Annotated in this window: 14 protein-coding genes; 4 read left to right on the plus strand and 10 right to left on the minus strand. The window is 43.1% G+C overall.

Annotated elements, in window-relative coordinates; all coding sequences use genetic code 11:
* Positions 1–60: 60 nt before the first annotated feature.
* The 7 genes from NST31_RS09130 to NST31_RS09160 form a co-directional block, all read right to left on the minus strand.
* On the minus strand, positions 61–1,068 hold the full coding sequence (locus NST31_RS09130; protein WP_339165178.1) for an AraC family transcriptional regulator: 1,008 nt from the start codon (positions 1,066–1,068) through the stop codon (positions 61–63).
* A gap of 212 nt (positions 1,069–1,280) precedes the next feature.
* Complete coding sequence (locus tag NST31_RS09135; RefSeq protein WP_339165179.1) at positions 1,281–1,748, minus strand: flavin reductase family protein; 468 nt, start codon at positions 1,746–1,748, stop codon at positions 1,281–1,283.
* Positions 1,741–2,043 (minus strand): hypothetical protein, encoded by a 303-nt coding sequence (locus NST31_RS09140; protein WP_339165180.1) that lies wholly within the window; start codon positions 2,041–2,043, stop codon positions 1,741–1,743. Before NST31_RS09140 ends, NST31_RS09135 begins: the two co-directional genes overlap by 8 nt.
* 211 nt (positions 2,044–2,254) lie before the next feature.
* A complete protein-coding gene (locus NST31_RS09145; protein WP_339165181.1) occupies positions 2,255–3,724 on the minus strand; it encodes an aldehyde dehydrogenase family protein in 1,470 nt (489 codons plus the stop codon).
* 70 nt (positions 3,725–3,794) lie between these two features.
* Positions 3,795–4,925, minus strand: a complete 1,131-nt coding sequence (locus NST31_RS09150; protein ID WP_339165182.1) for an LLM class flavin-dependent oxidoreductase — start codon at positions 4,923–4,925, stop codon at positions 3,795–3,797.
* 119 nt (positions 4,926–5,044) lie between these two features.
* Positions 5,045–5,596, minus strand: a complete 552-nt coding sequence (locus NST31_RS09155; RefSeq protein ID WP_339165183.1) for an NADPH-dependent FMN reductase — start codon at positions 5,594–5,596, stop codon at positions 5,045–5,047.
* Positions 5,597–6,110: 514 nt separating this feature from the next.
* The gene (locus NST31_RS09160; RefSeq protein ID WP_339165184.1) at positions 6,111–6,260 is read right to left on the minus strand and encodes a hypothetical protein; all 150 of its coding nucleotides are present in this window, start codon (positions 6,258–6,260) and stop codon (positions 6,111–6,113) included.
* Between the two features lie 149 nt (positions 6,261–6,409).
* Here NST31_RS09160 and NST31_RS09165 point away from each other — a divergent pair, with 149 nt between their 5' ends.
* Entirely contained in the window at positions 6,410–7,075 is a 666-nt protein-coding gene (locus NST31_RS09165) for a DUF4097 family beta strand repeat-containing protein (RefSeq protein ID WP_339165185.1), read from the plus strand.
* A gap of 215 nt (positions 7,076–7,290) precedes the next feature.
* Here the strand turns inward: NST31_RS09165 and opuFB are convergent, their stop codons facing one another.
* Entirely contained in the window at positions 7,291–8,802 is a 1,512-nt protein-coding gene (gene opuFB, locus NST31_RS09170; RefSeq protein ID WP_339165186.1) for an osmoprotectant update ABC transporter permease/substrate-binding subunit OpuFB, read from the minus strand.
* Positions 8,795–9,745: an ABC transporter ATP-binding protein gene (locus NST31_RS09175; RefSeq protein ID WP_339165187.1), complete on the minus strand. Its 951-nt coding sequence runs from the start codon at positions 9,743–9,745 to the stop codon at positions 8,795–8,797. Before NST31_RS09175 ends, opuFB begins: the two co-directional genes overlap by 8 nt.
* A 73-nt stretch (positions 9,746–9,818) precedes the next feature.
* Between NST31_RS09175 and NST31_RS09180 the strand changes: the two genes are divergently transcribed.
* Positions 9,819–9,974: a hypothetical protein gene (locus NST31_RS09180; protein ID WP_339165188.1), complete on the plus strand. Its 156-nt coding sequence runs from the start codon at positions 9,819–9,821 to the stop codon at positions 9,972–9,974.
* A gap of 184 nt (positions 9,975–10,158) precedes the next feature.
* Here NST31_RS09180 and NST31_RS09185 read toward each other — a convergent pair whose 3' ends face one another.
* Positions 10,159–10,353, minus strand: a complete 195-nt coding sequence (locus NST31_RS09185) for a hypothetical protein (protein ID WP_339165190.1) — start codon at positions 10,351–10,353, stop codon at positions 10,159–10,161.
* A gap of 462 nt (positions 10,354–10,815) precedes the next feature.
* Between NST31_RS09185 and NST31_RS09190 the strand changes: the two genes are divergently transcribed.
* Both NST31_RS09190 and NST31_RS09195 read left to right on the plus strand, forming a co-directional pair.
* Positions 10,816–11,601 carry a TIGR00266 family protein gene (locus NST31_RS09190; RefSeq protein WP_339165191.1) on the plus strand — a complete coding sequence of 262 codons (786 nt, stop codon included), beginning with the start codon at positions 10,816–10,818 and terminating at the stop codon, positions 11,599–11,601.
* A gap of 591 nt (positions 11,602–12,192) precedes the next feature.
* Positions 12,193–12,753 (plus strand): short-chain dehydrogenase, encoded by a 561-nt coding sequence (locus NST31_RS09195; protein WP_339165509.1) that lies wholly within the window; start codon positions 12,193–12,195, stop codon positions 12,751–12,753.
* The last annotated feature ends 22 nt before the right edge of the window (positions 12,754–12,775 follow it).

Below are 12,775 nucleotides of genomic sequence, written 5' to 3' on the forward strand. Positions count from 1 at the left end.
TATTTGAATCCACGCACTCCTCATTTGAGTTGCAGTCATGCAATTAATTTGGAAGATATATTAGTTCTTTTCGGCCTTCATAATTGTTTCCCTTGGACTTTGGCCGTACAGCGCTTTGTACATTTGAGAAAATCGTCCGACATTGTAAAAACCCCAGCGCATGGCGATATCCGTTACAGTTTCACCCATATTAAAAGCATTTTCAAGCTGTTCGTGAGCACGTTGCATGCGAATATTTCGAACATACCCCATTGGGCTAGTCCCGGCATGTTGCTTAAAGCCGTTTTGCAAGGAGCGCGCACTTACTCCCGCATACGTGGTCAGTTCTGCCAATCCCGGCAGTTCGTGTACATTTTCTTCTATATAATCTTTTACTTTTTGAACAAGCATTTTGCTGGGACTTTCGTTTTGATGGTGAATTCCGTAAATTTTTTCAGTATATGAGCTTTTGGCAGCCAACAGAAAGTTTGTCATGACGAGTGATTCAATATGACGCCGCGCGACAGGCGACAATATTAATGTGCTTTGTTCCTCCCATTCTGCCTGGAGAAGGATGCAGGCTCGGAGCAAACTCCTTCCCGCAGTATTTTGCAGGTCAAATGTCAGATCAAAATCTATCGGTCCATCGACTCTTTCATTGATAAGTGCGGATAAATGATTTTCCAGTTTCTCCCTCAGGAATTTCAAGGCATATTGCTTTGCATCTTTTGTCCATAACACGCTGGCCTTTTCGTCTGGAAGCAATACTGCCCCACTTTTCATACCTTCGGTATACGCTGTTTTGCCATTTCGTCTCACGCAACTATTACCTGCCAATGTAATGTTCACATGGTAGCACGGCGGCAGCGGCGGTAAAACAATTTTTGCGTCCACTCCATATGTCAAGTATCCAAAAGTAAACTTTGTCCCTTCTACTGCATTCAACTTCGCGTCTACTTTTGTACCGTGTACCGGAACAAGTGAATGTTCGCAATATACTTCTGAAACCAAAGATTGCGAGAAATCTACATCATTTGATTGAAGCAGGTTGAAATTACTTAACGGTTCGTTTCCATGTAATAATTGCATGCCAATCCTCCTCAATGAAAGAATGTAATAAAGGGGATTCGGAAAGTTTTATTCTAAAAATTCAGTAAATTGAAAATTAGCTACTCAGAAAGGGCTTTCATCATTTTTTAATGATGTTTATTATATTATTTCTTACCATGAAATCCAACTACTTTTTTCCTCTTGGAACTTATTGGCAGGTTCGGTGCATCTCAGTTGGACGCAATGACGTATTATTCAGGAACAACGCTTACATTTCTTTGGTAATAAAGCATTGGTTTATGATCGGTTTTGTGTAAATCAATCACTTTTCCTATTAAAACGATATGATCCCCGGCTTCAATTTCTTGTACTTTTTTACATTCCAAAACGGCAAACACATCTTTCAAGATGGGAAGCTGATTCGCTGATCGTTCCCATGATGTTTTGGAAAAGCGATCACTCTCTTTGCTGTCGGCAAATATAAAGCATTCTGCTTTTTGATGTCCAGATAAAATATTTACTGCAAATGTATCAGACTTATGGAACGCTTGGAGACTGCTGGATTTTTTATCAATACACCACGAAACTAGCAACGGTTCCAGTGAAACGGAAGCAAATGAATTAACCGTCAATCCTACCGGCTTATCTTGGTCCATCGTTGTTACGATAGAAACACCCGTTGGATAACTGCACATGATTTCTTTATAGGTTTTAATCACAAATGGCCACATCCTTTCCTGCGAATTCACCTTCACACCAATATTCATTTAACTTCATGGCTAATCTTCCGCTCCCGAACCTGATTCTAGTTTGTTCCTGATGACGGAAATCCGCCACCATGAATTCCAAAAAAGCCAATATTGCATACCGGCGCCTAGTAATATTCGTCATGCCTTTTGTGTAAAACCAACTTTCAATTGTGTTATAGACACCGCGGTTTATGCCAAAATGTTCTTTGCAAAATGTTTGGAAGGAATGATCTGTAAAATGAATGACTTTGCTGTTACAATACATCGAATGACCTCCTTCAAATAGGCACATGATCAAATACAATTAGGCTGGTACAATGATACATCGATCCGCAGCCCGTCCGTAAACATGATCAAAATCATGAAGTTCAACTAGGCAGCCAGAAAATAAGCTGCCCACATAGTTATTTTTTTGGCATTGATTGGCTTGTCCACATTGCTGAAGACTGTAAATCTCAAAGACATGCAGAAAACCCTTAGCTTCCCGCCTGAACGACATGCTTATATTCTTGAAACTCTGCGAGTGCAGTCCTTCCGTTTAAGCGGCCAAACCCACTTTGTTTGAACCCGCCTTCTTCAAATTGATCAAATACAACCGCCCAAGCATTGACCCATACAGTACCCGCCTCTATTTTACCCGGCATGCGCAGTGAACGATCGCGATTCGCTGTCCAAATGGATGCCGATAAGCCATAGTCAGTGGCATTGGCTCTTTCAATCGCTTCTTCTTCGCTTTCAAAAATCTCAAAGCTGGCTACTGGGCCAAATATTTCTTCCTGAATGAGCGGAGAATTCACATCTTGGGTCGCAAGTAAGGTTGGACGATAGTAAGCATCATGTTCAGAAACATCCGATCCCTCTGTTTGCCCCCGGCCTCCCCTGACAATGACTTCCGCGCCGGCGGCAATCATTTCTTCCACTGTTTGGTCGACACGAGCTGCATTGGCCGTATCGATTAGAGGACCCATCTGACTGCTCGGATCGTCTCCGGGACCTACTTGAACGGCTGATAAAACTTCTGTCAGCCGTTTGCGGACTTCACCAGCGACACCACTTTGAACGAGTATTCTGCTTCCAGTCATACAGAACTGACCAGTAAATGTTGTGATCCCCGCTACAATAGTAGGAATAACTGCATCTAAGTTGGCATCATCAAAAACGATCATCGGTGTTTTTCCACCTAATTCCAACGACATTCGCTTTAATCGTTTGGCACAACCTTCCATTATTTTGCGCCCCACTTGTGTACTTCCCGTATAACTGATCACTTCCACTTCTTTTGCCTTAACGAGTTTTTTTGAAGCAACATTGCCTGATTCCGTTAAGATGTTCAGCACTCCTTTAGGGATTGAAGGCGTGTCGGCTATTATCTCCGCAAGCAGGCCGTTCACCAAAGCGGTTTGGGCGGGCATTTTGACCACACAAGTACAACCCGCGGCAAGCGCCGGCGCGAACGAACGAACGGAAAGAATGACAGGCGAATTCCACGATACGATGATACCGGCAACGCCGAGCGGTTCACTGACTAATGTGGAATGGAGGTCGTGCTGAATTTGCGCTGCTTGTCCTGTATCCGTCAACGCCAAGGCGGCATAATAACGAAGCTTTGGCGGTGTCAGGCTAAACTCAAATTCCGCTTCGCCCAAAACCTTGCCATTTTCTTTTGATAAAAGCTGAACCATTTCCTCGCGGCGCTTTTCAAGTTGATCTGCCAGGTCATTTAATGCTTTTGCCCGCATATGACGATTATGACGCCATTCCGAATGGACAAAAGTTTTTTTGGCCGCTTGTATAGCATCATGAACATCTGCTTCACTTGGCTCATAATAATGGCCGAGCACTTCACCATTTACCGGAGAAGTAGCAACATTCATTTGTGCAGATTTTCTCCATTCTCCATTAATCCAATTGGCCCTAACCGGTAAAGTCCCCATTTTATTCGTCATCCATATCACTCCCAAGGAATTTTTGGAAGGGCTTGCATTTTTTGTAAAGCCCCTTCCCATTCACGTAAAATTAATACCGCAACCCGGCTTGTTTCATCAATGGTAAAATGTGATCGCCAAAGAATTTCAAATCTTCGTGGTAGTCCAAGAAGCCGAGCAACATGCCATCAACACCGGCCTCTGAAATTTTTACGAGTTGATCAACAACCTGTTCCGGAGTTCCGATTAATGGATATCCGCCATAGCCAGTAATGAACCTTTCTTGCATAGCCTTAATTTGTTCGAATGACCCACTTTCCGAACCTAATCCTTTGGAAACACTTTCCGCAACACCCCAGTCACCCATGTCGAGGATTTGGTTATAAAGTTCTTGCGTTTCCTTTTCTGTTTCACGGCTAATGATATTTCCATAACTTAAAATCCCCAAATTCTTGCCATGATTACGGGCAATACCGCGAACACGCGCCGCCGTTTCTTTTGCCTCCCCGGCTGTGGCAAAAGCAATAAAGTTAAAATCACACTCTTTGGCACAAAACTCTAGTCCCGCAGGTGAGTTCCCCGCATTAACAAGTACGGGATATGGTTCTTGAATTGGCTTTGGCTCTGCTTCCAGCCGTTTTAAATCGAAGTATTTCCCTTTATAATCAAACTCTCCGTCTACCGTCCAAAGTTTTTTCATAATGTCTGTCCATTCAGAGCCATATGCATAACGCTCATCATGTTCCCGTTGTGTTACACCGAACATCCCCATCTCAGCAGCGTACCAGCCCATAGTTAAGTTCAACCCAAATCTGCCGCCTGAAATATGATCCACAGTAACTGATTCTTTTGCTGCAACAACAGGATGTTTGGCAGGTACGTGAATGGTAGAGAACACCATTATTTTTTCTGTCGCTTGTGCCAATCCGGCAGCCCATGTGTGAGTTTCGTAGTTTTCACCGTTAAAATTACTCTCTCCGCCCATCCCTTTGTAGCGTGCAATCGGTACCATTGCTTCGAATCCAAGATCTTCCGCCTGTTTTGCAATTTTGACGGTATGATCCCACGTCACTTCATATGTGGAAGGAGCAAGCGAAGCCATGACGCCATAACTGCAGTTACTGCCAAATACGCCAAGCTTCATTTTTTGATCATTAAAAAGCGGTACCCCACTAGCAAGGCGTGCTTCATATAACTCATCGGAAGTTAATACTTTTCTCATTATTGACCACCTCATCATTTATCATTGTTTATTCCGTCTCGGGGTATTTTTTATGTTATTGAAATTCCCCGGGACAAACTACCCATAAAACGAAACCGAACAATACAGATAGCGAAACATCAACGCCCATGAACTTCAGCAAGCGGAGGCGGTCCCAATATTTTGCCCCCAAGGCTTTTTGACAGGATCAATGTACTGTCCACAAGCTGTACAATTTGACTCATAACATTTGCAGGAATGCCATCATTGAGAGTCGGAGCAGTGATATAGCAAGTTGCCGGTACGTAAAGTGCGCCGAACCACGTGAGAATATCAGTGATATGCCGCTCCACGCCCAAATAATGCTCTGCTGCATTGCCCACAACATATAAACCGACCGGCTTAGAACGAAGGGCCTGAACAGGAAGAAGATCCAATAGCTCCTTGAGAATCGCGGGTATGGACCCCCGAAACACCGGAGAAGCAATTAAAATGGCATCCGCTTCCTCTATTAAACGGAGGGAATCCTCCTGCCAGAAAAAAAACTTTCCACTTTCATCCAATGAAGGACCTGTCCGTTTCACTTGGGCGCTTTGTCCAACTGCGTACTTTTCAGCTACATTCAAAACAGATGCCAAGCGCCCTGGAGGGGTGGGACTTCCATAAATGGTTACAAGTTTTATATGATTCATTAGAGAACCTCCTTCAATAAAGTGAAATTATCTCTAAAATACTCGCCCATTCTCAAATTTTCATTGGCTCCTTACATATCATTGATGGAAAGCAGGTATTAACCAAACAAACCAAAACCTCCTCGCCATTCCAGGTCTCACAGTACCCCTAAGGAACATATCGTTACCCGAGTAATTTACATCTTATGTAAAAACAGTTTAAGCAAACTACACCTACAACGCAGGACCACTATACAAAATCCGCAAAGCCCCCATCATGAGCAGGCGCATAAAGAACTCATGCGCTTTTTCCATAAACACCCATGTTGAATTTCAGAAAAGATCCAAGCTGCACAGGCATCCTTGAGGACATTCTAAATTCTCGTGTAGAACTAAAATAACCTCCTCACCGGATAATGCGGGGAGGAGGCTTTTTCCACATTGTTCAAGATCATGAAATATCGTAATAATACCTTCAACATATTCCTGACTATTTTGCCATTGATGATGGATCTATTACCAACTTATTGAATCCTTATTCATTTTCCTTATTGAAGAAAAGTGTTTTTAATAAGTAACCTATACCCAGGCCAATCAAAACCCCGGGTATTGCATGATCAAAAGACAAGCCAATACCAGCACCTATCATGACACATGCATAAATCAGGATATCTTCTTTTTTCACAATGAAAACCTCCAGTTAAGAGATTGAACAGCTAGTATAAGTATACAAAATGACGCGAGGTCGCTTTCAACTATGACAAATTGTTTGTTTGAAATGGTTGAGAAGGACCTTACGTCATCTTTTATACTAGATGTAAAGGAGGGTTCAGGATGGTGAAATCACTTTTATTTCCCATTATCATAATGTTATTTATGATTTCAGGCTGTACAAACACCGAGAAGGACACTCAAATTCAAAAAGCTCCTATAGATGAAATTGATCAGATTTATATAGATTTTGGAAGTACGGATATGAAGTTTTTTTCGAGTGATGCCCAAGAACTTGAAGCTCGAATCACTTTATACGATCAAGGCCCGGGAGTGACTTTAGACCAGACTGGCAACAAACTATTCGTTGACGTAGAAAGGGATATGACACGCCTTTTCAAAATTGGAAAGAAGCCGAAATTTGAAGTGTATATTCCGAATGATTATAAAGGACTCGTCATACTAGATGGTTCATCCGGAAATGTTTCAGGTGAAAAATTGCAACTACATGATTTAGAAATAAAAGCAAGCAGTGGCAACGTTCAGCTTGACTTTCTACAATTCCATAGTGATGTGAATATCGTTACAACTAGCGGGAATATAGAAGTGAATTTCGACGATCAAAATCCCGACCTGGACTTAGACCTAAAGACGAATAGTGGAAGACAATCAGTTGATATTTCATTGAACAAACATGAACAAACGAAAAAAGGACTAGTTGGTATTTCAGGTAATGGAAAATATAAAATGAATTTAGAAACTGCTTCAGGAAATATTACCTTACAATAAAGTGGAAAAATGATAGACAAGCTTTTTCCGAAGCAGATAATGCAGGAAACGATGACTTCCCCGCCATTTACTATTTTAGAGGCGCATAAATAACATGTGCCTCAGCGATATGAAGTCAAAAAAAACCTCCTTACAAGTGATTAGCAAGGAGGAGTGATATTGAATACATTTATCTACCTTCATGAAAAAGACAAATCAGCATAATATCCGGTTCATTATAGTCCCACTCGTTTTAAATAATCTTTGGCAACCTCCGCGGGAGGCTTTCCTTTCACATTTACTTCATAATTCATTTTTCGCATTTCGTCATCCGTAATGTTTCCGGCCAACTTGTTTAGCGCTTCTATGATTTCCGGATATTTTTCGGCTATTTCTTTCCTCATAAGCGGCGCCCCTTGATACGGCGGGAATAGATGTTGGTCATCCTCCAGCACTACGAGCTGATACTGCTCGATTTCACTGTCTGTCGAGTAGGCATCAACAAGGTTAATATCACCTGTTTGCACAGCATTGTAGCGCAGTTTTGGCTCCATTGTCGTTAAGTTGGAGAACGTGAGGCCGTATCGTTTCTGAATGCCTTTATATCCGTCCTCCCGATCAGAAAACTCAAGGGTGAAACCAGCCTTTACTTCGTCCGCGACTGCCTGCAAATCTGATATTCTTGACAATTGGTGCTGATCGGCAAAAGGCTTTGAAACCGCTAGCGCGTACGTATTGTTGTAAGCCATTGGTTTCAGCAACACAAGATCATGCTCATCAAGAAGACCCTTCCTTGCCTGCTCATACACTTCTTGTCTGTCAGTACTTGCGGCAGTTTCTTTTAGAAGTTCGGAGATGGCTGTCCCGGTGAATTCCGGATAAATGTCGATACTCTCATTTTGCAACGCATTAAATAAAAACGATGTTTTTCCAAGGCCCGGCTTTAGTTCAACTTGCAAATCGGTATTTTTTTCGATGAGCTGTTTGTACATGTTGATTAATATTTCCGGCTCCGCGCCAAGCTTTCCTGCTATCACAATTTGATCTTTTTTCCCGCCGGCAATCCATGGTGCGGCAAGTGTCATAATGGCGATCGCCGTAATCAACCCGACGGCGGCAACAGATTTTTTAAAAGAAAGTTGCTCAAACCTGCGGAGAAGTACATCAAACAATATGGCCAATAAAGCTGCCGGAACGGCACCAAGCACAATGAGAGAAGTGTTGTTACGATCAATTCCAAGCAAAATGATATCTCCCAGGCCCCCGGCGCCGATTAGGGCGGCAAGCGTAGCCGTTCCTACGATGAGCACCATCGCTGTCCGTATTCCCGCCATCATAACCGGTGTTGCAAGCGGAATTTCTACCTTGAGCAAAAGCTGGCGCTCATTCATCCCCATGGCACGGGCCGCCTCAATAAGCGATGGATCCACTTCCTTGATCCCGGTATACGTATTTCGCAAAATGGGAAGAAGCGCATAAGCGACAAGCGCAATGATGGCAGGAACTTTCCCAATGCCGAAAAGAGGAATTAAAAGACCCAGCAAAGCAAGTGATGGGATCGTCTGTAAAACAGCTGTCACCCCGATGATTCCTTCCGCGGCTTTCTTCTTCCTTGTCAAAAAGATGCCAACCGGAATGGCGATGAACACTGCAAAAAAGATGGCAATAAACGATAATTCTATATGCTGTACCAAGGCAGTCAACAAGTCGTCCCGACGATTGGAAAATACGTTGAGAAAGTCACCCATGGACGCCGCCCCTTTCAGCCAGGAAACGAATGACGGCCTTCCGGTCAATATGCCCTATGATTATACCGTTTCTTTCTACTGAAAGCTGATCGTGAGAGGCCAATTTTGACAATGTTTCCTGGAGAGAAGCCGAAACAGAAACAGGTGAACCTGACAAGCTTCTTTCTTCGGACAACGTTGGCGTCATCAATCGCTCAAGCTGAAACGCATCCTCAGCAGATCCATGCACTCCGACGAAGTCACGCACAAAATCGCTAGCGGGATTTTGAACAATATCCTCGGGTTTCCCCACTTGGACTACCGCTCCATCCTTCATCATACAGACGCGGTCAGCGATTTTAAGTGCTTCCTTCATGTCATGCGTAACAAAAACAATCGTTTTTTTGATTGTTTTTTGCAAATAAAGAATGTCATCCTGGAGTTTTTCCCGACTGATTGGATCAAGCGCGCTGAATGGTTCGTCCATTAAAATAATACCGGGGTCGGCTGCCATGGCACGAGCCACGCCAATCCGCTGCTGCTGGCCTCCTGACAGTTCTTTCGGTTTTCTGTCCCGATAAACCTTCGGTTCCAACCCCACCATTTCCAACAATTCATCCACACGCTTTTGAATCTCGGCTTTCCCACATTTTTTTAATTCGGGTACAACCGCGATATTCTCCCCAACCGTCATATGGGGAAACAGGGCAATTTGCTGCAAAACATACCCGATATTCCAGCGTAATTCATGGATGTTGTAATCATAAATATTCTTGCCATTGATGGAAATGGAACCGTGCGACACTTCAATCAAACGATTGATCATTTTCAACGTAGTCGTTTTTCCGCAGCCGCTCGGGCCAATCAATACAAAGAACTCCCCTGTATCAATATGTAGATTCAATGCATCTACTGCTTTACGATTTTCTGAATAAAGCTTTGAGACGTTTTCAAATATGATCATTTTTGGCCCCTTTTTTTAAAATGATAGGGTTATTGTCGCAAGGATTGTGGGAGAGCGCAAATGAAAGGCACTAATGAAACAGAGAAAAGCGTTCCTTTACGTTGTAGACACGCCGGACTTGCTATTGCTGGACGAACCGACAAACCACCTGGAATATGGAAGCATTCAATGGCTGGGAGAATATTTCCGAAAAAAATACGATAAGGTATTTGTTCGTCGTGTCTCGTGACCAGCTTTTTGGCTGATCTTTCTTTTTTGCAAAAAACATATAAACGGCTCCCATAGCCAGGCATATGAGAAAAAGAGAAACATGTACCACGGACCCGATTCGGATGATTACCATCTGAATGATTGTGTTCCAGGCAATCGTTGATATAAAAAGGCCCATTGAAATGCCTGAAAGTGAAATGTGTTCAAGTGACAGAAACATTTCCGTCTATGAGGTCATTCACACTTTTGATACTGTTTTTGGCCGCTTGAATCACTGCTTTTTCACCCCAACCCTGTGGCTGCAAATGGACCGCCTTATCCTCTAAGTTTCCCAACATTTCCTCTTTTAAATCGGATACGGATGGCCAGCTTTTATATGTTTTAAATAGAAACTCCACATATTCTTTTCATTCATTCACGAACTTCTCCCCTTCTTGGGATGAGCAAATCTATCACTTCTTTTGCCTCGTCCCACTTATTAACAGCTCGCACATAGGCTTGTGCCCAAATCGGTCATATGATCATATATCCGCCTTCCGCCCTGGCTCTTATTTCCCCAATAGACAAGAATCATTTTTTGTTTTTCCAGTCTCTTTAAGTTCATATAAATCGAAGGCTCTTTTCATTCGAATTTACCGCCGCTTTTTTCGAAAATTGTTTTGAGCATTTCATATCATAGCTGTCGCCTTCCCATAAAATGTTCAGAATCATCGCGTCGATATGTCCGCGAATGAGATCGCTTTGATCGGAATATTATTCCCCATTTACATCCTCCTTAGGGTGTAAAGTAATATTTTAAAACAAGTTGAAACCAAATTATTCGTTCAATCGTACTAAATTCAAAAGGATGGTGTACATACATGAACAACCATGAAATTGATTACAAAATATACGGAGATGACATGCAATTTGTAGAAGTTGAACTGGATCCAGGAGAAACAGTCATAGCAGAGGCCGGAAGTCTCATGATGATGGATGATGGGATTGACATGGAAACGGTTTTTGGAGACGGGTCGAATCAAAGTAGCGGCCTAATGGGAAAATTGATCGGTGCAGGAAAACGGGTGCTTACGGGAGAAAGTCTGTTTATGACGACGTTTACGAACAGTAGAAACGGTAAAAAGCACGTTTCTTTCGCTTCTCCGTATCCGGGGAAAATCATTCCGATGGACTTAAGTGAGCACGGAGGAAAAATGATTTGCCAAAAGGATGCTTTTTTAGCCGCCGCAAAAGGAGTAGCGGTCGGGATTGAATTTCAAAGAAAAATTGGGACAGGGTTTTTTGGTGGTGAAGGATTCATCATGCAGAAACTGGAAGGAGACGGAATGGCGTTCGTCCATGCCGGAGGCACGATCCATCAAAAAACGTTGGAACCGGGTGAAGTGCTTCGCATTGATACAGGCTGTCTTGTGGCCATGACGAGCGGAATCGATTATAATGTGGAATTTGTCCGCGGAATCAAAACAGCCTTGTTTGGCGGAGAGGGGCTCTTTTTTGCCACATTGCGCGGTCCGGGTACCGTATGGATTCAATCTTTGCCTTTCAGCAGGCTGGCGAGCCGTGTGTTTGCCGCAATGCCGGCAAAAGGCGGTTCAAGTGATGAAGGTGGAATCGGCGGACTGTTTAATTTATTCAATGATAAATAAAACGGCGATCAGTATTATGTAACAAATCGGGATTTTCCATCTAAACTCTTTAAGGTGGAATGCGAGATAAAAGGAACCAAGCGCAAGTGATCTTTCGTTCTGGCCGCCTTTCCGAGTGGACACTATTCTTAATCCGCTTATGATCACTTTTTCGTTTGACATATTAAGAAAAAAGTCCCAAATAATTGGGCTTTCAAGTCAATGAGGTATTTTCACAACTGAGATATTGGGGTATAATGAGAGAAGAAAACAAATATATATAAATCGTTCCGGTGCTGCGAACACCGAAACGATTAGCGCAATAGCACGGTCCCTTGGGGATCGGCGCAGTTATGTCAAAGCCGCCGGAGAGGGCCATCTCAAGGGCGGCTTTAGTCTTTTTTTATTGACAAAATCGCCACAACCAACACCGCAAACGCAATCATTGTTGATATGGATTCATATATTGTCATATTGGCACCACCTCCCCTCATAAAAACTGAGAAGCGTGTGCCGACCGCCCTTGAGAAACCTGTACTATTGTATATTTATTATAACATTTTTCCCCGGAATGGGAACATATGTTTTTATTTCTGAGTATATTTTTTGGAGGTGATTCCATTGAAACATGCTTTGGTTGTTGGCGGGACAGGCATGCTGGCGGGGGTTTCTCTTTGGCTGGCAGAAAAGCGTTATCATGTCTCGGTGATCGCCCGAAACGAAAATCGAATGAATATACTTATATCCAGAGCGTCATCGCCTTTTTCGATCACCCCTTTGTTCATTGATTATTCGGATGAAAATCGGCTGCGAAAAGAAATACAACGTACGATCAAACAAAACGGGCCACTGCAACTTATCATCGCCTGGATTCACTCAACAGGAAGAAACGCTTTGGGTATCATTGCTGAAGAAGCTTCAAAAGCGGGCGGGAAAAACAGGAAGCTGTATCATGTCGTCAGCAGCAGCACAAACTTGGAAGAAGCGGTCAAGAGTGTAAAAATACCCGTTGGCTGCCTGTACCGGCAAATCCAGCTGGGCTTTGTCATCGAAAATGGCAATTCCAGATGGTTGACACATGAGGAGATTGCAAACGGTGTCATTGAAGCCATTCGTCATGACAAGCTCCTTCACATCGTGGGCACGGTTGAACCTTGGAACCGAAGACCATGATAAAAAGCCTGTCGTTGTCCTT

Origin of the sequence: Siminovitchia sp. FSL W7-1587 (assembly GCF_037963795.1) — a bacterium.
GTDB classification, from domain to species: domain Bacteria; phylum Bacillota; class Bacilli; order Bacillales; family Bacillaceae_C; genus Siminovitchia; species Siminovitchia thermophila.

What these genes read in the sequence shown, in the direction of transcription:
- NST31_RS09130 (WP_339165178.1), bottom strand. Translation starts at nt 1,068, where the DNA reads ATGCAATTATTACATGGAAACGAACCGTTAAGTAATTTCAACCTGCTT.
- NST31_RS09155 (WP_339165183.1), bottom strand. Translation starts at nt 5,596, where the DNA reads ATGAATCATATAAAACTTGTAACCATTTATGGAAGTCCCACCCCTCCA.
- NST31_RS09140 (WP_339165180.1), bottom strand. Translation starts at nt 2,043, where the DNA reads ATGTATTGTAACAGCAAAGTCATTCATTTTACAGATCATTCCTTCCAA.
- NST31_RS09165 (WP_339165185.1), top strand. Translation starts at nt 6,410, where the DNA reads ATGGTGAAATCACTTTTATTTCCCATTATCATAATGTTATTTATGATT.
- opuFB (WP_339165186.1), bottom strand. Translation starts at nt 8,802, where the DNA reads ATGGGTGACTTTCTCAACGTATTTTCCAATCGTCGGGACGACTTGTTG.
- NST31_RS09145 (WP_339165181.1), bottom strand. Translation starts at nt 3,724, where the DNA reads ATGACGAATAAAATGGGGACTTTACCGGTTAGGGCCAATTGGATTAAT.
- NST31_RS09175 (WP_339165187.1), bottom strand. Translation starts at nt 9,745, where the DNA reads ATGATCATATTTGAAAACGTCTCAAAGCTTTATTCAGAAAATCGTAAA.
- NST31_RS09180 (WP_339165188.1), top strand. Translation starts at nt 9,819, where the DNA reads ATGAAACAGAGAAAAGCGTTCCTTTACGTTGTAGACACGCCGGACTTG.
- NST31_RS09190 (WP_339165191.1), top strand. Translation starts at nt 10,816, where the DNA reads ATGAACAACCATGAAATTGATTACAAAATATACGGAGATGACATGCAA.
- NST31_RS09150 (WP_339165182.1), bottom strand. Translation starts at nt 4,925, where the DNA reads ATGAGAAAAGTATTAACTTCCGATGAGTTATATGAAGCACGCCTTGCT.